General features: G+C 67.0%; 16 protein-coding genes. 12 read left to right on the top strand and 4 right to left on the bottom strand.

Annotated elements, in window-relative coordinates; translation table 11 throughout:
• The first annotated feature begins 86 nt into the window (after positions 1-86).
• From ACX12D_RS06125 to ACX12D_RS06085, 9 genes are all read left to right on the top strand, one after another.
• Positions 87-1,610: a 3-hydroxyacyl-CoA dehydrogenase gene (locus ACX12D_RS06125; RefSeq protein ID WP_459373296.1), complete on the top strand. Its 1,524-nt coding sequence runs from the start codon at positions 87-89 to the stop codon at positions 1,608-1,610.
• Positions 1,611-1,710: 100 nt separating this feature from the next.
• A complete protein-coding gene (locus ACX12D_RS06120) occupies positions 1,711-2,490 on the top strand; it encodes an oxepin-CoA hydrolase, alternative type (protein ID WP_174422879.1) in 780 nt (259 codons plus the stop codon).
• Positions 2,491-2,595: 105 nt separating this feature from the next.
• Positions 2,596-3,330, top strand: coding sequence for a histidine phosphatase family protein (locus tag ACX12D_RS06115; protein WP_459373295.1), 735 nt, complete (start codon positions 2,596-2,598; stop codon positions 3,328-3,330).
• 129 nt (positions 3,331-3,459) lie between these two features.
• A complete protein-coding gene (locus ACX12D_RS06110) occupies positions 3,460-4,536 on the top strand; it encodes a phosphotransferase (protein WP_459373294.1) in 1,077 nt (358 codons plus the stop codon).
• Positions 4,537-4,805: 269 nt separating this feature from the next.
• Positions 4,806-5,813 carry a Bug family tripartite tricarboxylate transporter substrate binding protein gene (locus ACX12D_RS06105; protein WP_441633539.1) on the top strand — a complete coding sequence of 336 codons (1,008 nt, stop codon included), beginning with the start codon at positions 4,806-4,808 and terminating at the stop codon, positions 5,811-5,813.
• 129 nt (positions 5,814-5,942) lie between these two features.
• Complete coding sequence (locus tag ACX12D_RS06100) at positions 5,943-7,754, top strand: vWA domain-containing protein (protein ID WP_459373293.1); 1,812 nt, start codon at positions 5,943-5,945, stop codon at positions 7,752-7,754.
• 175 nt (positions 7,755-7,929) lie between these two features.
• A complete protein-coding gene (locus tag ACX12D_RS06095) occupies positions 7,930-8,982 on the top strand; it encodes an RNA-guided endonuclease InsQ/TnpB family protein (RefSeq protein ID WP_459373292.1) in 1,053 nt (350 codons plus the stop codon).
• Between the two features lie 29 nt (positions 8,983-9,011).
• Complete coding sequence (locus ACX12D_RS06090) at positions 9,012-9,632, top strand: RNA polymerase sigma factor (protein ID WP_459373291.1); 621 nt, start codon at positions 9,012-9,014, stop codon at positions 9,630-9,632.
• Complete coding sequence (locus ACX12D_RS06085; RefSeq protein WP_459373290.1) at positions 9,629-11,125, top strand: hypothetical protein; 1,497 nt, start codon at positions 9,629-9,631, stop codon at positions 11,123-11,125. The genes ACX12D_RS06090 and ACX12D_RS06085 overlap by 4 nt, the downstream gene beginning before the upstream one ends.
• A 25-nt stretch (positions 11,126-11,150) precedes the next feature.
• Here ACX12D_RS06085 and ACX12D_RS06080 read toward each other — a convergent pair whose 3' ends face one another.
• Positions 11,151-12,086, bottom strand: a complete 936-nt coding sequence (locus ACX12D_RS06080) for a LysR family transcriptional regulator (RefSeq protein WP_459373289.1) — start codon at positions 12,084-12,086, stop codon at positions 11,151-11,153.
• Positions 12,087-12,278: 192 nt separating this feature from the next.
• Between ACX12D_RS06080 and ACX12D_RS06075 the strand changes: the two genes are divergently transcribed.
• Positions 12,279-13,541, top strand: a complete 1,263-nt coding sequence (locus tag ACX12D_RS06075) for an acyl-CoA dehydrogenase family protein (RefSeq protein ID WP_459373287.1) — start codon at positions 12,279-12,281, stop codon at positions 13,539-13,541.
• A 188-nt stretch (positions 13,542-13,729) separates the two neighbouring features.
• Positions 13,730-14,422 carry a glutathione binding-like protein gene (locus tag ACX12D_RS06070; RefSeq protein ID WP_459373286.1) on the top strand — a complete coding sequence of 231 codons (693 nt, stop codon included), beginning with the start codon at positions 13,730-13,732 and terminating at the stop codon, positions 14,420-14,422.
• Between the two features lie 33 nt (positions 14,423-14,455).
• Here ACX12D_RS06070 and ACX12D_RS06065 read toward each other — a convergent pair whose 3' ends face one another.
• A complete protein-coding gene (locus ACX12D_RS06065) occupies positions 14,456-15,217 on the bottom strand; it encodes a hypothetical protein (protein WP_459373285.1) in 762 nt (253 codons plus the stop codon).
• 403 nt (positions 15,218-15,620) lie between these two features.
• On the opposite strand from ACX12D_RS06065, the gene ACX12D_RS06060 reads away from it, so the two are divergent.
• Positions 15,621-16,010 carry a helix-turn-helix domain-containing protein gene (locus ACX12D_RS06060; protein ID WP_459373284.1) on the top strand — a complete coding sequence of 130 codons (390 nt, stop codon included), beginning with the start codon at positions 15,621-15,623 and terminating at the stop codon, positions 16,008-16,010.
• Between the two features lie 11 nt (positions 16,011-16,021).
• On the opposite strand, the gene ACX12D_RS06055 is transcribed toward ACX12D_RS06060, so the two are convergent.
• Together ACX12D_RS06055 and ureG are read right to left on the bottom strand one after the other, a co-directional pair.
• A complete protein-coding gene (locus ACX12D_RS06055) occupies positions 16,022-17,041 on the bottom strand; it encodes a threonine ammonia-lyase (RefSeq protein WP_459373283.1) in 1,020 nt (339 codons plus the stop codon).
• 345 nt (positions 17,042-17,386) lie between these two features.
• On the bottom strand, positions 17,387-18,016 hold the full coding sequence (gene ureG / locus ACX12D_RS06050; RefSeq protein ID WP_150983949.1) for an urease accessory protein UreG: 630 nt from the start codon (positions 18,014-18,016) through the stop codon (positions 17,387-17,389).
• Between the last annotated feature and the right edge of the window lie 14 nt (positions 18,017-18,030).

Here is an 18,030-nt window from a genome sequence, read left to right as displayed (position 1 = left end):
GCACGCCGCCTGCATCGCCCCACTGTCGCGGATGATGCAAAAAACGTACGATCGTGCTAATTTAACCACACTTTTCTGGACGCACTATGAGCACTTTCACCATTGACTCGCTGGGCATCGTCGGCACCGGTGCCATGGGCCGGGGCATTGCCCAGATCGCCGCGCAGGCCGGGCTGACCGTCAGCCTGTACGATACCAACCCGCAGGCCGTGGCCGCCGCCCGGCAATACCTGCAGGATACCTTCGCCAAGCTGGCCGAAAAGGGCAAGATGAGCGCCGAGGACGGCGCCGCCGCGCTGGCCCGCGTGCTGCCCTGCAATGCGCTGGAAGATCTGGCCGGCTGCGACATGGTGCTCGAGGCCATCGTCGAGAAGCTCGAAGTCAAGCGCGACCTGGTGGCCAAGCTTGAAGCCATCCTGCGTCCGGATGCCGTGATTGCCTCCAACACGTCGTCGCTGTCGATCACCGCGATCGCCGTGGGCGCCAGGCAACCTGGCCGCATCGCCGGCTATCACTTCTTCAACCCGGTGCCGCTGATGAAGGTGGTCGAAGTGATCGACGGCCTGTCCGGCGACCCCGCCGTGGGCGACGCGCTGATGGCGCTGTCGCGCCGCCTGGGCCACACGCCGGTGCGCTGCAAGGACATGCCCGGCTTCATCGTCAATCATGCCGGCCGCGGCATGAACATCGAAGGCCTGAAGGTGGCGCAGGAAGGCGTGGCCGGGTTCGCCGACATCGACGCCATCATGCGCGAGCAGGCCGGCTTTCGCATGGGCCCCTTCGAGTTGATGGACCTGACCGGGCTCGACGTGTCGCACCCGGTGATGGAATCCATCTACAACCAGTTCTACCAGGAGCCGCGCTACCGCCCGTCGCCCATCACGGCGATCCGCTCGGTGGGCGGCCTGATCGGCCGCAAGGCCGGCGCCGGTTTCTACCGCTATGCCGACGGCCAGAAACAGCTGCCCGCCAGTGCCGCCGTGCCCACCGCGCGCCCGGCCAGCGTCTGGGTCAGCCACGCCGACGAGCGCGGCCACGCCATGGCCGTCAAGCTGATCAGTGCGCTGGGCATGACCACCGAAGCCGGCAACCAACCCTCCGCCGAGGCCCTGATCCTGGTCACGCCGCTGGGCCTGGATGCCACCACCTGCGCGCTGCAGGAAGGCCTGGACCCGACTCGCGTGGTGGCCATCGACACGCTGCTGCCGTTCGAAGCCACCAAGCGCCGCACCCTGATGACCACGCCGGCCACGACCGCCGCCATGCGCGAGGCCGCGCACGGCCTGTTCGGCAGCGACGGCGTGCCCGTGACCGTGATCCGCGACTCGGCCGGCTTCGTGGCCCAGCGCATCATCAGCTGCATCGTGAACATCGCCAGCGACATCGCGCAGCAGCGCATTGCCACGCCGGTGGATATCGACCTCGCCGTCAACCTCGGCCTGGGCTACCCCAAGGGCCCGCTGGCGCTGGGCGACGTGATCGGCCCGCACCTGGTGCTGACCGTGCTGCGCAACCTCGAACGCCTCACCGGCGACATGCGCTACCGTCCCAGCCCGTGGCTGTGGCGCCGCGCCGGCCTTGGCTTGTCGTTGCTGGCCGAAGAGCAGTAAAAACCGCGACCGCAGGCTGTTTTCTGGCCTGCGGTCGTTTCGTATCCGACACCGCGTTGCATCGTTGCATCGTTGCATTCGCGCATCCGCACAGGCCGCCATGACCGCACAGCTGCTATCCGAACGCGTCGACACCACCCTGGTGCTGACCATCTCGAACCCCGAGGCACGCAACGCGCTGCATCCGGACATCTACGCGGCCTCGCAGGAAGCGCTTGAGCTGGCCTCGCGCGACGACGAAATCCGCGCGGTGGTGATCACCGGGGCCGACGGCGTGTTCTGCGCCGGCGGCAACCTCAACCGCCTGCTCGGCAACCGCGCCAAGCCGCGCGAGGTGCAAGCCGAGAGCATCGAAGTCCTGAACCACTGGATCGAAACGCTGCACGCATTTCCCAAGCCGATCATCGCCGCCGTGGAAGGCCCCGCGGCGGGCGCCGGTTTCTCGCTGGTGCTCGCCTGCGATTTCGTGGTGGCCGCCAGCGACGCCAAGTTCGTGATGGCCTACGTCAATGTTGGCCTGACGCCTGACGGCGGCGGCTCGTACGAGCTGGCCCGCGCCCTGCCCCGCCAGCTCGCCTCCGAACTGATCATGGAAGGCAAGCCCGTGGATGCCGCGCGCCTGGCCCATTTCGGACTGGTCAACCGCGTGGTGCCGCCCGGCCAGGCGCTGACCGAAGCGCTGCGCCTGGGCGAATCGCTGGCCACGCGCTCGCCGCACGCCATGGGCCGCATCAAAGGCCTGATCAACCACGCCGCCACCGCCAGCCTGACCGAGCACCTGGCGGAAGAACGCGACAATTTCGTGGCCGCGCTGCATCACAAGGATGGCGGCGAAGGCATCGGCGCCTTCCTGGAAAAGCGCAAGCCGAACTACCGCTGAGCCGCCCTGCCCGCCGGGTTCGCCAACGAGCGCACCCGGCCTCGCAATGCCACGCCAACGATGCCCGCGCAGACGGGCACAGAAGCACAAGCACCGGAGACTTGCATGGAATTGCCGCCCTCGCCCCGCCGCCGCGTCTACCTGATGCGCCATGGCGCGGTGACCTACTTCGACGAGACCGGGCGCCCTGCGCTGCCCGAGCTGGTGCCGCTCAACGAGACCGGGCGCGAACAGGCCAGCGCGGCCGGCCGCGCCTTTGCCGCCGAGAACATCCGTTTCGACCGCATCATCGTCAGCGGGCTGCCGCGCACGGTGGAAACCGCCGAGCGCGTGCTGGCGGAGTTGCCCGGCATGACCGATGCCGCGATGGAAACCTGGCCCGAGCTGCAGGAAATCCGCGGCGGCAAGCTGCAAGGCATCAGCGACGACAAGCTGCGCGACGCCTTTATCGGCGCCTTTGAAGGCGAAGTGCCCGAAGACAAGCGCTTCCTCGACGGCGAGAGCGTGGGCGAATTCCTCGACCGCGTGCTGCCCGCGCTGCGCCGCCTGCGCGACGACCCGAACTGGGACACCGCCCTGCTGGTCCTGCATGGCGGCACCAACCGCGCCATCCTCTCCCACGCCATCACCTGCGGGCGCCGCGTGTTCTACGGCAGCCTGATGCAAACCGCCGGCTGCATCAATGTGCTGGACGTGGGCGACGATCCGCTGGACTGGGTGGTGCGCATGATGAATTACTCGCCGCCCACGCCCGTGCACAGCGGGTCGCGCCACACCACCATGGAAGTGTTGCTGCATCAATACCTGCGCTTTCGCGACCTGCGCGGGCCGGCCAGCTAGCCACGCCGCACAGAGATAGAGATAGAGATAGAGATAGAGATAGAGATAGAGATAAATCAGACAAGACAGACAAGATAGGCGTAATCGAATCTCGGAAAACCCGGAACATACCGAAAACACGGAGACAGCATGAGCACCAACGTTTCGAATTTCGAAGGCACCCGCGAGGTAGCCGAGCAGCAACGCTTTGACCTGGCCGCGCTGGAAGCCTGGATGCGCGAGCATGTTGCCGGCTTTGCCGGCCCGCTCTCCATCGAGCAGTTCAAGGGCGGCCAGTCCAACCCCACCTTCAAGCTGATCACGCCGGGCCAGACCTATGTGATGCGCGCCAAGCCGGGCCCCAAGTCCAAGCTGCTGCCTTCGGCCCACGCCATCGAGCGCGAATACCGCGTGATGGCCGCGCTGGCCGGCACCGATGTGCCGGTGGCCAGGATGTACGCGCTGTGCGAAGACGAAGCCGTGATCGGCCGCGCCTTCTACATCATGGAGTTCGTCGCCGGCCGCGTGCTGTGGGACCAGTCGCTGCCCGACATGACGCCGGCTGAACGCGCCGCCATCTACGACGAGATGAACCGCGTCATCTCCGCGCTGCACACCGTCGACTACCAGGCCATCGGCCTGGGCGACTACGGCAAGCCGGGCAACTACTTCTCGCGCCAGATCGAGCGCTGGACCAAGCAGTACAAGCTGTCCGAGACCGAGAGCATCCCGGCCATGGACTCGCTGATGGCCTGGCTGCCCGAGCATATCCCGCAGGAAGATGCCGATCTCACGTCCATCGTGCATGGCGACTACCGGCTGGACAACCTCATGTTCCACCCCACCGAGCCGCGCGTGCTGGCCGTGCTCGACTGGGAACTGTCCACGCTGGGGCACCCGATGGCCGACTTCGGCTACCACTGCATGAGCTGGCACATTGCCCCGGGACAGTTCCGCGGCATCGCTGGCCTGGACCATGCCGGGCTTGGCATCCCTGACGAGGCCACGTACCGCCGCACCTACGAGCAACGCACCGGCCGGCCGATCACCGGCGACTGGAATTTCTACCTGGCGTTCAGCATGTTCCGGATTGCCGGCATCCTGCAGGGGATCATGAAGCGCGTGGTGGACGGGACGGCTTCCTCGGCGCAGGCCGCGGATGCCGGAAAGCGTGCCCGGCCGATGGCGGAAATGGGCTGGGAGTACGCAAAAAAGGCAAAGCAATAACCATCTGGCGCTTCGCCGGGATCATCAGGAAACCTCTTTCCCCATCGTGGGGAAAGAGGTTTTTTTACGAGGCAAGTTATCGTATCAGATGATGTGTAGACCTGTTTTCGGCCACAACCTCACTGCGACACGCACCCGACCTGCCACCCATCTCGCCTGAAATCCCGCCAGAAAAATGCCCTGGACCCGCTCAGGACTTCCCGCTATGATCCAACACATACGACAACATACAACAACATACGACGAATACAAAACCGGAGACAACACCAATGCCTAGCAGCCGCCGCACCTTCCTGACCCAACTTTCGACCCTGGGCGCAACCGCCACGCTGGGCAGCCTCGGCGCAGCCGGCACGCTGCTCTCGTCCCCGGCGAAAGCCGCCGACTGGCCTACCCGCCCGATCCGGCTGGTTGTCCCCTATCCCGCCGGCGGCTCCTCCGACATCATCGCCCGCCTGATCAGCCGCCAGCTCGGCGAAGCCCTCGGCCAACCCATCGTGGTGGACAACCGCCCGGGCGCCAACGGCAATATCGGCGCCGCCATGGTCGCGCAGGCCGGCACCGACAATCACACGTTGCTGCTGTGCGATGTCGGCGCGCTGGCCATCAGCCCGTCCGTCTACACCAAACTCACGTTCGATCCGGGCAAGGACCTGAAGGGCGTTTCCATGCTGGCGTATTCGCCGCATTTGCTGGTGGTCCATCCCTCGGTGCAGGTCAGCAACCTCAAGGAACTGGTGGACCTGTCCAAGCGCACCCAGCTCAACTTCGCCGTGACCGCCATCGGCAGCGCGCCGCACCTGGCGGGCGTGGCGGTGGCGCAGGCTACCGGCGCCAAGTGGCAGTACGTGCCTTACAAAGGCGGTGCGCAAGCGGTGGCCGATACCGTGGGCGGCACCGCCCAGGTGCTGATGAACGGCATGCTGGCGACGCTGCCCCAGGTGCAGGCCGGCAAGCTGAAGGTGATCGCGGTGTCCAAGAAGACGCGCATGCCGCTGGTGGGGCAAGTGCCGACCATTGCCGAGCAAGGGGTGCCGGGCTTCGAGTCTGGCACCTGGCAAGGCGTGATGGCGCCGGCGGGCATGCCCGATGCGCTGGTGGCACGCATCAGCAGCGAACTGATCCGCATCATCCGCTCGCCGGAAGTGCGCGCGCAGCTCGCCGGTCAGGGTGCGGAAGTGGTGACCATGACGCCGCCGGAAACCAACAAGTTCTTCAGCGCCGAGCGTGCGCGCTGGGCAACCGTGGTGAAGCAGGCCGACATCAGGCTCGACTGACCCGCACGCGGGTCCTGGCAAGTTCTGACTTTTTTTGATCGCGCTTAACCCCATGCGCCAGGCTGCCTCGTTTCACTGACAGCGCCCTGCCGCCGGCATCGCCGGCGCGGCCCTTCAGGAGAAAAGAACATGCTTAAGCGCTTGGGAGCCTTGGCCATTGCCTTTGCGGTGGCCGCCTGCGGTGGTCATTCCACCACCGCCCCTACCCCGCCGGATTTGCCCGCGCGCGCCGACAACGCGGCACCAGCCACGCAGCCGGTGGCGCCACCCCCGGTTGCCCCGGCCGCTCCCGTGCAGGCCGTGCCCACCGTGCCCACCGTACCCATGGCAGAGGCGCGCGACACCGCGTCTGCCGCCAAGGAGGCGGTCGCCGGTGCCGTGGCCAATGCATACGCGCCTGCCATGCGCACCATGCCTGCGGCGCCCATGACCCTGATGGCACGCCCCATGCCCTACCCGCAGCCGCAGCCCGGGCCAGACCGTGAGCGCTATGGCGCCATCGACGAGAACGGCGTGCAGCAGGTAGCGCAAGCGCCTGTCTCCACCTTCAGCATCGACGTCGACACCGGCAGCTACAGCAATGTGCGCCGCCTGCTCAATGCCGGCCGCCTGCCGCCGGCCGACGCGGTGCGCGTGGAGGAGATGGTCAACTACTTCCCGTACGACTACGCGCAGCCGCGCGACGGCCGCCCCTTTGCCGTGCACGCTGACGCCGCGCCCGCGCCATGGCAAGCGCGCAACGTGCTGCTGCGCATCGGCATCAAGGCGGCCGACGCGGCGCGCGACAGCCTGCCGCCAGCCAACCTGGTCTTCCTGGTCGATGTGTCGGGGTCGATGTATTCGCCCGACAAGCTGCCGCTGCTGAAGTCCTCACTCAAGCTGCTGACCAACGCGCTGCGTGCGCAGGACCGCATCACGCTGGTGACCTACGCCAGCGGCACGCGCGTGGTGCTGCCGCCGACCTCAGGCAACGACAAGGCAACCATCTCGTCGGCCATCGACTCCCTGGTAGCGGGCGGCTCGACCGCCGGCGCGAGCGGCATCGCGCTGGCCTACCAGGCCGCGCAGCAGAGCTTTATCGCGGGCGGCATCAACCGCGTGCTGCTAGCCACCGATGGCGACTTCAACGTGGGCATCACCGACTTCCGCCAGCTCAAGGCCCTGGTCGCGGAGAAGCGCAAGTCCGGCGTTTCGCTGTCCACGCTGGGCTTTGGCACCGGCAACTACAACGACCAGCTGATGGAGCAGCTGGCCGACGCGGGCGACGGCGCCTACTCGTACATCGACAACCTGATGGAAGGCCAGAAGGTGCTGGTGGAAGAGTTCAGCTCCACGCTGGCGACGGTGGCGCGCGACGTCAAGATCCAGGTCGAGTTCAACCCCGCCACGGTCAAGGAATACCGCCTGATCGGCTATGAAAACCGCGCGCTCAAGCGCGAGGATTTCAACAACGACCAGCTCGACGCCGGCGACATCGGCGCTGGCCACACCGTGACAGCGCTCTATGAGCTGACGCTGGCGGGCCAGCCCGGCCTGATCGACCCGCTGCGCTACCAGCCGGCCAGCCCAGCCGCCCAGCCGGGCAAGGGCACCGCTGGCGAGCTGGCCCACATCAAGCTGCGCTACAAGCTGCCGCAGGCGCAAGCCAGCGAGCTGATCGACCTGCCCGTGCGGGACAGCGCGGTGCGGCCGCTGGCGCAGGCCGACGACGCTTTCCGCTTCGCCGCCGCGGTAGCCGGCTTCGGCCAGGTACTGCGTGGCGGCAATCATGTCAATGGCTGGACCTACGCCGACGCGCGCAGCCTGGCGCTCGGCGCGCGCGGCACCGACCGCTTTGGCTACCGCGGCGAATTCATCAAGCTGGTCGACCTGGCGCAGGCCCTGTCGACGCGCGCCCCGCTGGCACAAGGCGGCGAGCCTGCCAGGGAGCCGCCACGCTGAGGCCGCCTTGCCCACCATCCGCCGGGTTGCCCGCGCGCACGCACCCGGCACGGACAGCCCCTCGCAGCGGCGCGCGGGGCTGTCATCAGACTAGCTCCGAGAAACCTCGCCATTCATGGCGGGGAGCGAAAGGAACGCCGCCGCCAGGTGGCATTCCCACGTTAGAATGTGCGGCATGATTCTTGTCTACCGCTACCGGGTGAAGTCGCTCAACGGCCTGCTCAACAAGCAGAGCCGAGCGGTGAACTACGTCTGGAACTTCTGCAATGACACGCAGAAGCACGCGCTCAAATGGGGTAAGAAGTGGCCGAGCGGGTTCGATCTGAACGTGCTGACCACCGGCAGCAGCAAGGAGCTCGGCGTCCATTCCGGCACGGTCAACGCGACGTGCGAGCAGTACGCGAAATCGCGCAGCCAGCATCGCCGTCCTTACCTGCGATACCGCGGCAGGAAGTGCCTCGGATGGTTGCCCCTGAAGGGCCGGGATCTGAAACGAGAGGGCGAGGCGTTTCGCTTTGCCGGCAATACCTTTCGCGTGTTCAACAGCCGCCTGTTGCCCGAAGGCAAGATCAAGGACGGCACAAACTTTGCGCAGGATTCGCGCGGGAACTGGTTTCTCAACATCGTGATAGAGGTTGCTGATGTGCCGGCACGCCCGATTCAAGCTGGCGTCGGCATCGACCTTGGTTTGAAGGACTTCGCCACGCTCTCGACCGGCGAGAAGCTCTCCAATGACCGGTTTGGCCGGCATGCCGCCGAAAGACTGGCCAAGGCGCAGCGTGCGCGAAAGCACAAGCGGCATATCGCCAAGCTGCATGCCAAGGTGGCGAATGCCCGCGCCGACTTCCAGCACAAGCTCGCGCTCGATCTCGTCCGGCGCTTCGATTACATCGCAGTCGGCAACGTGTCGGCTTCGAAACTTGCCAAAACCAAGATGGCGAAGAGCGTCTACGACGCATCCTGGTCGTCCTTCCGGGACAAGCTCCGCTACAAAGCGATTGCGCACGGGGCCACGTTTGAGGAAGTGAACGAAAGTGGTTCTACCCAGTCCTGTTCGGCGTGCGGTTCGAAAGACAGCACGACGCGGCCGAAAGGTATCGCAGGACTGCGAATAAGAGAGTGGACCTGTAGTCGCTGTGGTGTCGTGCATGACCGTGATACCAATGCTGCGCTGAACATTCTCCGATGCGGACGTGCATCGCCAGGTGTGGGAATCCCCTGCCTTTAGGCCGGGGAGGACGTCAAATACTCCCGCGCATGCATGCCTCCTCACCTGGCGCCCCGCCATCCCAATCCTCTGCCGGGCTGTCCGCACTGCCGGATACCGACCTGATGCTGCTGGTCGCCAACGGCCTGATCGAGCAACCGGTGGCCGAGCTGTTCCGCCGCCACAACGCGGCGCTGTACAACTACGTGGCCTGGCTTTGCCAGGGCAACACCGGCGAGGCCGAGGACGTGACCCAGAAGACCTGGGTCAAGCTGATGACCCGCTGTGCGGACTACCAGCCCAGCGCGGCCCTGCGCACCTTCCTGTTCCAGATCGCGCGCAATACCTGGCTGGACCAGTTGCGCGGCGCCTACGAGCGCCAGCGCGACACGCTCGACGAGACGCACCTCGCCATGCCTGCCGACGACCTCAGCCCCGAGGCCGAGGCGCAGTTGCGGCAGAACCTGCAGGGCGTGCGGCAAGCGCTGCTGGCGCTGCCGGCGGCGCAGCGCGAGGTGATCGTGCTGCGCTTCTTCAGCGAGATGAGCGTGGAGGACATCGCCCTGACGCTGGGCGAGAAGTTCGAGACCATCAAGAGCCGGCTGCGCTACGCCTTTGCGCGGCTGCGCGAGAACCTGGTGGCCACGGCGTCGCAGGAGCGGCTGCCATGAGCGCGGACGAACGCTTCATCGCCGGCGAGGACCGGCTCGCGGCATTGCTGCGCGCGTTGCCTGCGTTTGTACCGCCCGCCTCGCTGGAGGCCTCGGTGATGGCCGCGGCGCGTGCGGAGCAGGCCGCGCGCAACGCGCCAGCGCCGCTGCCGCCGGCCTCGCTGCCGGCCAAGGTGCGCGCCTACGCTGAACAAGCCGAGGCGCCCGCGGACGACGAAGAACTGGATTTCACGCCGCCGGCGGGATTGCAGGCATCGGTCATGGCGGAGGCCGCGCGGATGCAGGCGGCGCAGGCCACGCGCCGCGATGCCGTGCTGGAGGAAGTCCGGCGCGGCGATGCGCCGCAAAGCGTGCTTGGGGCGCCTGTCAGCGAGGCTGCGCAGGCGTGGCTGCGTGAACAGGCGCTGCCCGCGCAAGCAGCCGCAGGCGGAGAACCAACCGGCAAGCCGCCCCGTGCCCGCCCCGCACGGCGCTGGTGGCCCGCGCTGGGCGCGCTCGCCGCCACCCTCGGCGTGGGCGTCCTGTCGCTGCAGATCGTCATGCGCCAGCTTGACCTGCGCAACGGCGAAATCACGTTGCCAGCCCAAACCCCGGCCCCCGTGGCGGACACTGCGGACACGGCGGCAAACAAGACGGCAAAGCAGGCGGAGCCCGCCAAGCCGGTTGCACAAGCGGCGGTGCAGCCGGCGGCTCCGGCTCCGGCCCCAACTCCGCAAGCAGAATCCGCGGGACAGCCAGCATCGCCGCGCGCGGACGCGCCAGCGCCTCCGGCCGCCGCTCAAGCCGCTCAAGCCGCGCAGCCTGCGCCTGCACAGGCCAGCCCGCCCGCCACGGCGAACGCACAGCCCCTGCGCCCGCCGCCCGCCGAGGTACAGGCCAAGGCCGCGCCGCGCGAGCCGGACCGGCTGGCAGAACAGCGTGCATCGGAACCCAGGGAAAGCGCGGTAGGCACGACCGGCTCACTCTCTGCCGGCGCGCCTCCCGCCGCGGCGGCGGCGCCTGCGGTACGTGCGCCGGCACCCATGGCATCCATGGCGCCGCCAGCCCCGATCGCGGCCATCGCGCCGATCGCACCCATCGCACCCATTGCCCCGATCGCCCCACCGGCGCCAGCGCCCACCATCGATGCACCCAGGCTGGCACTGCGCGCCAGCCCGTCGCAGCAGGCCGATGCGGCACGCGCGCCCGCGCCTGCCGCACGCGTGCAAAGAGTGGGAACGTTGACGATGAGCTTGCGGGAAGAACCACAGCTAGCGGTGGAGCGCCTGCTGTCCGGCCCGTCGGGGGCGGAGCCCGCCGCCGGGGCGCAGCTTGCGCTGCGTGTCACGGCGTCGGCGCCGGCCAGTCCCGAGGTCAGGGCGTGGGTCGAGCGGCTATGGCAGGCCGTGCCGGCGCAATACCGGCCGCCGCTGCCCTACGCGGTGCAGGCCGACAGCACCTTGCCGCCAGCCACCGTGCGCATCGAGCGCCAGCCCGACAGCGCATCCTGGTAGGCGCAGGGGACGAGCCTGGGCGCACTCAGTCCTGCGCCACCTCGCCCACACCACCGCCAAGCGAGTTGATCACCGCCAGCAGTTGCTCGCGCAGCCAGCGATTGGCGCCATCGTTCTCGCCGCCGGCATGCCAGTACAGGTGAAGCTCCAGCGTAGGCACCTTGAAGGGCAGCGAGAGCAGGCGGTTGGCATACGGCTCGTTGGCGATGCGCGCGTAGCGCAGCGGCAGCGTGGCCAGCAAGTCGGTGCAGCTCACCACCCGGCAGGCTGCGGCGTAATGCTGGCAGCGCAACCGCACCCGGCGCGTCAGGCCCATGCGGTGCAGCGCCTGGTCTTCCAGGCCGGCCCCGCGCCGGCGCGACGACACGTGCACATGCTCGGCGGCCAGGTAGCGCTCCAGGGTCAGCTCCTTCTTCATCAGCGGATGGTCGCGGCGGGCCAGCACCACCATCGGGTCGGCCATGAAGGGCGCGTGATGGATGGCAGGTGACACCGGCAGCAGGATATCGACGGCCGCGTCGAGCGTGCCGGCCAGCAGCTCCGACTCCATCTCGCGCCGGTCAAAGCGGATCGCCGCGATCTCCACCTGCGGCGCCACCGCGGTCACGCGCGCCATCAGGGGCGGCAGCAGGGTGGACTCCAGCGCATCGCGCATGCCGATGGTGAAGCGGCGCACCGTGGCCGCCGGATCGAAATGCGGCGTGTCCTGCAAGGTGCGGGCAAAGGATTGCAGGGCCGTGCGCACCTCGGCTGCCAGCGAGCGTGCCAGCGGCGTGGGCGCCATGCCCTGCCCCCGCCGCTCGAACAGCGGGTCGTCAAACAAGATGCGCATGCGCCCCAGCGCGTGGCTGACCGCGGGCTGGGTCAGGTTAAGCTGGCGGGCGGCGGCCGTGATGCTGCCTTCGCTATAGATAGCGTCGAACACCACGAAGAGATTCAGGTCGATGCGGGATAGCTGCATGACGGGCATTCTGTCATGGAATGCACGGTATTGATACTGTCAAATCCAGAAAATTCATTTTTCTAATTACCAGGATTGCGGTACAGTCCTCTCCAGTCGGCGCAAACCGCGTCCGCCGGTGCCGGAAACGGCCCACCGCAACCCGCGGCGGCCCAACCGATGCCGGCCTCATTCAGAGGTGGAGGAGACAACATGCAATTCGAGTACACCCCCAAGGTCAAGGAAATGCAGGCTCGCCTGCTGGCCTTCTTCGACAAGCACATCTATCCGAACGAGAAGCGCTTCTACGCCGAAATCCAGGCCAACCGCCAGGCCGGCAACGCCTGGGTCCCGACCAAGGTGATCGAGGAACTCAAGCCGCTGGCGCGCGAAGCCGGCCTGTGGAACCTGTTCCTGCCCCATTCCAAGCGTGCCCCGGAAGGCCTGTCCAACCTGGAATACGCACCGCTGTGCGAGATCATGGGCCGGGTACCCTGGTCGGCCGAAGTCTTCAACTGCGCGGCACCCGATACCGGCAACATGGAGACGCTGGAGCGCTACGCGTCGGAAGAACTCAAGGACAAGTGGCTTGAGCCGCTGCTGCGCGGCGAGATCCGCTCGGCCTTCCTGATGACCGAGCCGGCCGTGGCTTCGTCGGACGCCACCAACATCTGCTGCAGCATCCGCCGCGATGGCGACGAATACGTGATCAACGGCACCAAATGGTGGTCGTCGGGCGCGGGCGACCCCCGTTGCGAGGTCTATATCGTGATGGGCAAGACCGACCCGGAAGCGGGCCGTCACGAGCAGCAATCGATGATCGTGGTGCCGGCCGATACCGCGGGCATCACCATCAAGCGCTTCCTGCCGGTGTTCGGCTACGACGACGCGCCGCACGGCCACATGGAGATCGAGCTGAAGGACGTGCGCGTGCCGGCAGCCAACATCCTGCTGGGCGAAGGCCGCGGCTTCGAGATCGCCCAGGGCCGCCTCGGCCCGGGCCGCATCCACCACTGCATGCGCAGCATCGGCGTGGCCGAGCGCGCGCTGGAACTGCTTTGCAAGCGCGCCCTGTCGCGCGTCGCATTCGGCAAGCCGGTGGCCGCCCAGGGCGTGACGCGCGAGCGCATCGCCGAAGCCCGCTGCGAAATCGAAATGGCGCGCCTGCTGACGCTCAAGGCCGCCTACATGATGGATACCGCTGGCAACAAGGTGGCCAAGGCCGAGATCGCCATGATCAAGGTCGTCGCCCCCAACATGGCGCTGAAGGTGATCGACTGGGCCATCCAGGTGCACGGCGCCGCGGGCGTCTCGGACGAATTCCCGCTGGCCAACTGGTGGGCGCACCAGCGCACCCTGCGCCTGGCCGACGGCCCGGACGAGGTGCACCGCAACGCCATCGCCAAGCTGGAGCTGGCCAAGCACATGGGCATAAGCTCGGACGACATCAGCATGCCGGTGGCACGCGGCTTCTAAGCCGCAACGAGCCGCAATCCGCCACAACCTGTCACAACTGGTCTCGCTGCCGGCCCTGCTGGCAACATGGAAAACGCGCAGCCAGTCTGCGCGTTTTTTTCTTCTGTGCTTAAATCGCGCGGTTCGCCATGCCAGTGGTTGATGTGGCGATTCACCGATTGCACGATCGCAGCCAGGAGCCCTTCCCGATGATCGACATCTACAGCTGGCCCACGCCCAACGGCCACAAAATCCACATCATGCTCGAGGAGTGCGGCCTCGCGTACAAGGTCCACCCCATCAATATTGGCGCCGGCGACCAGTTCGGCGAGGACTTCCTCAAGATCAGCCCGAACAACAAGATCCCGGCCATCGTCGACCCCGACGGCCCGGACGGCAAACCCATCTCGCTGTTCGAGTCCGGCGCCATCCTGCTTTACCTCGCCGGCAAGACCGGCAAGTTCCTGCCCGAGGACGTGCGCGGCAAGTACGACGCGCTGCAATGGCTGATGTTCCAGATGGGCGGCGTCGGCCCGATGCTTGGCCAGGCGCACCATTTCCGCATGTATGCGCCACAGCAGATCGAGTACGCCATCAACCGCTACACCAACGAGGCCAAGCGCCTGTACGGCGTCATCGACAAGCAATTGTCGGAACATGCCTGGCTGGCCGGCAGCGAATACTCCGTGGCGGATATCGCGACCTTCCCGTGGCTGCGCAGCTGGCAAAACCAGGGCGTGGAGCTGGACGACTATCCGCACCTGAAACGCTGGTTCCTCGAGATCGCCGAGCGGCCCGCGGTGAAGCGCGGCGTCGCGGTGCTGGCGCAGGAACGCAAGCCGCTGAGCGGCGACAAGGAGCGGGAAGTCCTGTTCGGCGCCACGCAGTACCAGCGCCGCTGAGCAGCCCGCCCGCGCGGCCATGGCGCAAGGCGGTCAATGCAGGGAAACCACCTGCATCTCGCCAGCGCCGGCCACGCGCGCCGGCGCCTGCAGGCAGCACAGCAGGCTCGCCACGGGATGCAGCGCCTCGATCCGGTACGCCTCGTCGGGATCCGGCGCGAAGACCATGCCGGGCTGCAGGTACGCCACCTGCCGCTCGACGTGCGGCCATGGCGAATGCCACTGCAGGCATAGCGTGCCCGCATGGCAGGCCGCCCAGTTCAACCCGCCCGCGCGCAGGCGCAGCGCCCATTCAGGCTCGCCCTCGGCCAGCGAGACAAAAGCCGCGTTCGCGCGCGGCACGCCATCCGCGCCGCGCCGTGCGCCATCGGCCTGCCAGAGATCCGCCTGGCCCACGGCAAAGGCATCGTAGCTGCTGGTCACGCCCGCCCCCACCAACCCGACGGCATTCGGGTCCAGGATCGCACGGATCAATACCGTGTCCTGCAGCACCGCCAGATGCACGCGCTCGGCCTGGCGCAGCGCATACACGCCGCCCACCGACACCAGCACCGGCTCGCCGCCTACCGGAGTCACCTTGATCGTGCCGTGCAGGCAAGCCCACCACTCGGCGCGCGTCGTGACAACGCTGGCCTGCATCGCGCCTTGCCGCAAAAAGACGTAGTCCCCACTGCTGCCCAGGCCGGCGGCTTCCGGCACCACCCTCACCTGCAGGCCCACGCGCAACTGCGACGCGGTTCCGCCTGTCAGGATTTCGCCGCGCATCTGCGCGTCGAACAACGAAAAAATGCGCATGGCACCCACTCTCCACGTAATGGAAAAATACAGCGCCGCGCTTCCCCGGGGATTTGAGTGCCTCTATGTCGAGGTCGTGATCTTTTTTGGCCTGGTGCCTCGCTGCCTTAACAAGATGCCGAGGCGGAGCGCCTCGTTCCTTGTGGCTGCGGAACCCATTCGTAACATTTGGACAAGTTCCTACCCTTCGCCGGCGGGCATCATCCGCAGGTTACCGGCAACGCGTTGGCGCCGCACTTCGTCTGCCACGCAACGACGTCCGGCGACGTGCGACTGCATACGATGACATGCGATGAGTGCGATGAGTGCCAGCCCAGTTACCTATAGTGCGTACTACTATAAGGCGTCGCTACAAAGAGGTCAAACCCTTAGCCTCGATCCGATCTCAATCACGTATAGAGCCATGGTCGCCGATCCCCTCAAGCTCTTCGGGCTGCACCTTGCCGAGCTGCGCAAACAACGTGGCTGGTCACAGGAAAAGCTCGCTCTCGAAAGCGGCATGGCGCGCTCCTACCTCAGCGGTATCGAGCGCGGCGTGCGCAATGTCTCCTTGATCAATATCTGCGCGCTGGCCGGCACGCTGGGCGTGGACGCCAGCGAGATGCTCAACTTCAGCGAGGCCGACAGCAGCGGCCGCGGCGGCGCGCTCGTCCTGGAACAACGCTGCGCCGAGTTCAACATCACGCCGGCACAGCGTGTCACGGTGCGCCATATGGCCTTGATGACCGATGCAGAGCAGGATGTGATCGCATCGGTGGCGCGCACGATCGCCGTCAGGGCCATGCAGGCCTGACGGCGCCGGATTCAACTGGCGCTGGCGGGCGCGTCCATTGCCAGCAGTTCGGCAAAGCGCGCTGCGTCGAGATTGGACCCGCACACGATCAGCGCGACCTTCTTGCCCGCCAGCGTCTGGCGCAGGGGCCCCAGCAGCGCCGCGGTGGACACCGCGGTAGCGGGCTCCGTGGCCAGCTTCATATCGCGATAGAGGATGCGCATGGCCGCGCGTATCGCCTCGTCGGAAACGCGCACCATGCCGTCGACAAACTGGCGGCACACGCCGTAGCTGTAGTCCAGTGCATAAGGCGCGCCCAGGCTGTCGGCAATCGTCGTGACGCGCTCCAATGCTTGCGGCCGTCCGGCCTCGAAGCTGCGGTTCATGGCATCGGCGCCCTCCGGCTCGACCCCATAGACCCGGCAAGCCGGATTGATCTGCTTGACCGCCGCGGCAATGCCGCCGCACAGGCCGCCGCCGCCCACCGGCACCACCACCGCATCCAGCCCAGCCACCTGGCGCATCAGCTCAAGCCCGACCGTTGCGGTGCCCTGCGCGATCAGCGGGCCGTCGTACGGGTGCACCATGGTGCGGCCTTCGTCGGCCACCAGCTGCAACGCGCGGTCAAAAGCGGCATGCACGTCCGGCAGCAACAGCACCTCGGCGCCCGCCTCTCGGCAGGCCGCCACGCGCGCGGGGCTGGCGGTGGCCGGCATGGCCAGCTTGGCGCCGACGCCGGCCACCTTGGCCGCATAGGCCACCGCCATGGCATGGTTGCCGGCGCTGGCCGCTACCACGCCGCGCGCCCGCGCAGCGGCATCCATCTGCTCGATGCTGTTGAGCGCGCCACGCACCTTGAAGGTGCCGGTGATCTGGAACAGCTCCAGCTTGAGCCAGACCTCCGTGCCGGCATCGAGTTGCAGTGCCGCACCGGTCTGCCAGCGCCACACGGGCGTCTCCAGCACCTTGTCTTGCAGGCGCCGCGCGGTGCTCTGGATTTCGGGCAGCGAGGGATAGCGGGCGTGCGCGCGCAGGTCGGAAAGATCGGACATCGGGTGTTCTCCATCGAATCGGTTGGTCGCGTGCAGGCCCTATGGCCGTGCACGGCAAGGGAGGGACCACGGGCCACCGAGCACCAGCCAAAGCCGCAGCTCAGCGACCCCGGATAATTCGAATAATGGAGAACGAGAAGGAAATCGACGCGGAAAGCGACGACAGGCCGGACATGGAGGCAACCCCGACCGGCAGCTCGGCACCCACGCATGCAGCAGCGCCACCGGTATCGGTGGTACGGCACAGCGAAGAAGGGGCGAGCGATTGGAACGTCATGGAGCGGCAAGTATGCCACAAGCCGCAGCGTTGTGGCGGCATGCGTACGCGGCTGCGGCAGTCCGGCGTTACACGCCCAGCATGCCCTGGCGCTCGATGAAGGCGATCACCTCGTCAAGCCCTTGCCCCGACTTCACGCTGCCCATCACGAACGGGCGCGCGCCGCGCATCTTGCGCGCATCGCTTTCCATCACTTCCAGGTTGGCGCCAACATAGGGGGCCAGGTCGGTCTTGTTGATCACCAGCAGGTCCGACTTGGTGATGCCCGGTCCGCCCTTGCGCGGGATCTTCTCGCCACCGGCCACGTCGATCACGTAGATGGTCAGGTCCGACAGCTCCGGGCTGAAGGTGGCCGCCAGGTTATCGCCGCCGGACTCGATGAAGACGATGTCGGCATCGGGAAACTTGCCCAGCATGCGGTCGACCGCTTCCAGGTTGATCGAGGCATCCTCGCGGATCGCGGTGTGCGGGCAGCCGCCGGTTTCCACGCCCATGATGCGCTCCGCCGGCAAGGCGCCGGAGATGGTCAGCAGGCGCTGGTCTTCCTTGGTGTAGATATCGTTGGTGATGGCGACCAGGTCATAGCGCTCGCGCATGGCCTTGCACAGCATCTCCAGCAAGGTGGTCTTGCCGGAACCGACGGGGCCGCCCACGCCGACGCGCAACGGAGGATTCTTCTTGGTACGAGCCTGGGTCATGGTGGACATCTTGT

The sequence above is a fragment of the Cupriavidus sp. PET2-C1 genome (assembly GCF_054515855.1).
This window is presented reverse-complemented; position numbering and strand designations above follow the sequence as displayed.

Coding starts and splice junctions, on each gene's coding strand:
- ACX12D_RS06085 (WP_459373290.1), top strand. CDS start 9,629: ATGAGCGCGGACGAACGCTTCATCGCCGGCGAGGACCGGCTCGCGGCA.
- ACX12D_RS06115 (WP_459373295.1), top strand. CDS start 2,596: ATGGAATTGCCGCCCTCGCCCCGCCGCCGCGTCTACCTGATGCGCCAT.
- ACX12D_RS06060 (WP_459373284.1), top strand. CDS start 15,621: ATGGTCGCCGATCCCCTCAAGCTCTTCGGGCTGCACCTTGCCGAGCTG.
- ACX12D_RS06105 (WP_441633539.1), top strand. CDS start 4,806: ATGCCTAGCAGCCGCCGCACCTTCCTGACCCAACTTTCGACCCTGGGC.
- ACX12D_RS06120 (WP_174422879.1), top strand. CDS start 1,711: ATGACCGCACAGCTGCTATCCGAACGCGTCGACACCACCCTGGTGCTG.
- ACX12D_RS06095 (WP_459373292.1), top strand. CDS start 7,930: ATGATTCTTGTCTACCGCTACCGGGTGAAGTCGCTCAACGGCCTGCTC.
- ACX12D_RS06075 (WP_459373287.1), top strand. CDS start 12,279: ATGCAATTCGAGTACACCCCCAAGGTCAAGGAAATGCAGGCTCGCCTG.
- ACX12D_RS06080 (WP_459373289.1), bottom strand. CDS start 12,086: ATGCAGCTATCCCGCATCGACCTGAATCTCTTCGTGGTGTTCGACGCT.
- ACX12D_RS06070 (WP_459373286.1), top strand. CDS start 13,730: ATGATCGACATCTACAGCTGGCCCACGCCCAACGGCCACAAAATCCAC.
- ACX12D_RS06090 (WP_459373291.1), top strand. CDS start 9,012: ATGCATGCCTCCTCACCTGGCGCCCCGCCATCCCAATCCTCTGCCGGG.
- ACX12D_RS06100 (WP_459373293.1), top strand. CDS start 5,943: ATGCTTAAGCGCTTGGGAGCCTTGGCCATTGCCTTTGCGGTGGCCGCC.
- ACX12D_RS06055 (WP_459373283.1), bottom strand. CDS start 17,041: ATGTCCGATCTTTCCGACCTGCGCGCGCACGCCCGCTATCCCTCGCTG.
- ACX12D_RS06125 (WP_459373296.1), top strand. CDS start 87: ATGAGCACTTTCACCATTGACTCGCTGGGCATCGTCGGCACCGGTGCC.
- ACX12D_RS06065 (WP_459373285.1), bottom strand. CDS start 15,217: ATGCGCATTTTTTCGTTGTTCGACGCGCAGATGCGCGGCGAAATCCTG.
- ACX12D_RS06110 (WP_459373294.1), top strand. CDS start 3,460: ATGAGCACCAACGTTTCGAATTTCGAAGGCACCCGCGAGGTAGCCGAG.
- ureG (WP_150983949.1), bottom strand. CDS start 18,016: ATGACCCAGGCTCGTACCAAGAAGAATCCTCCGTTGCGCGTCGGCGTG.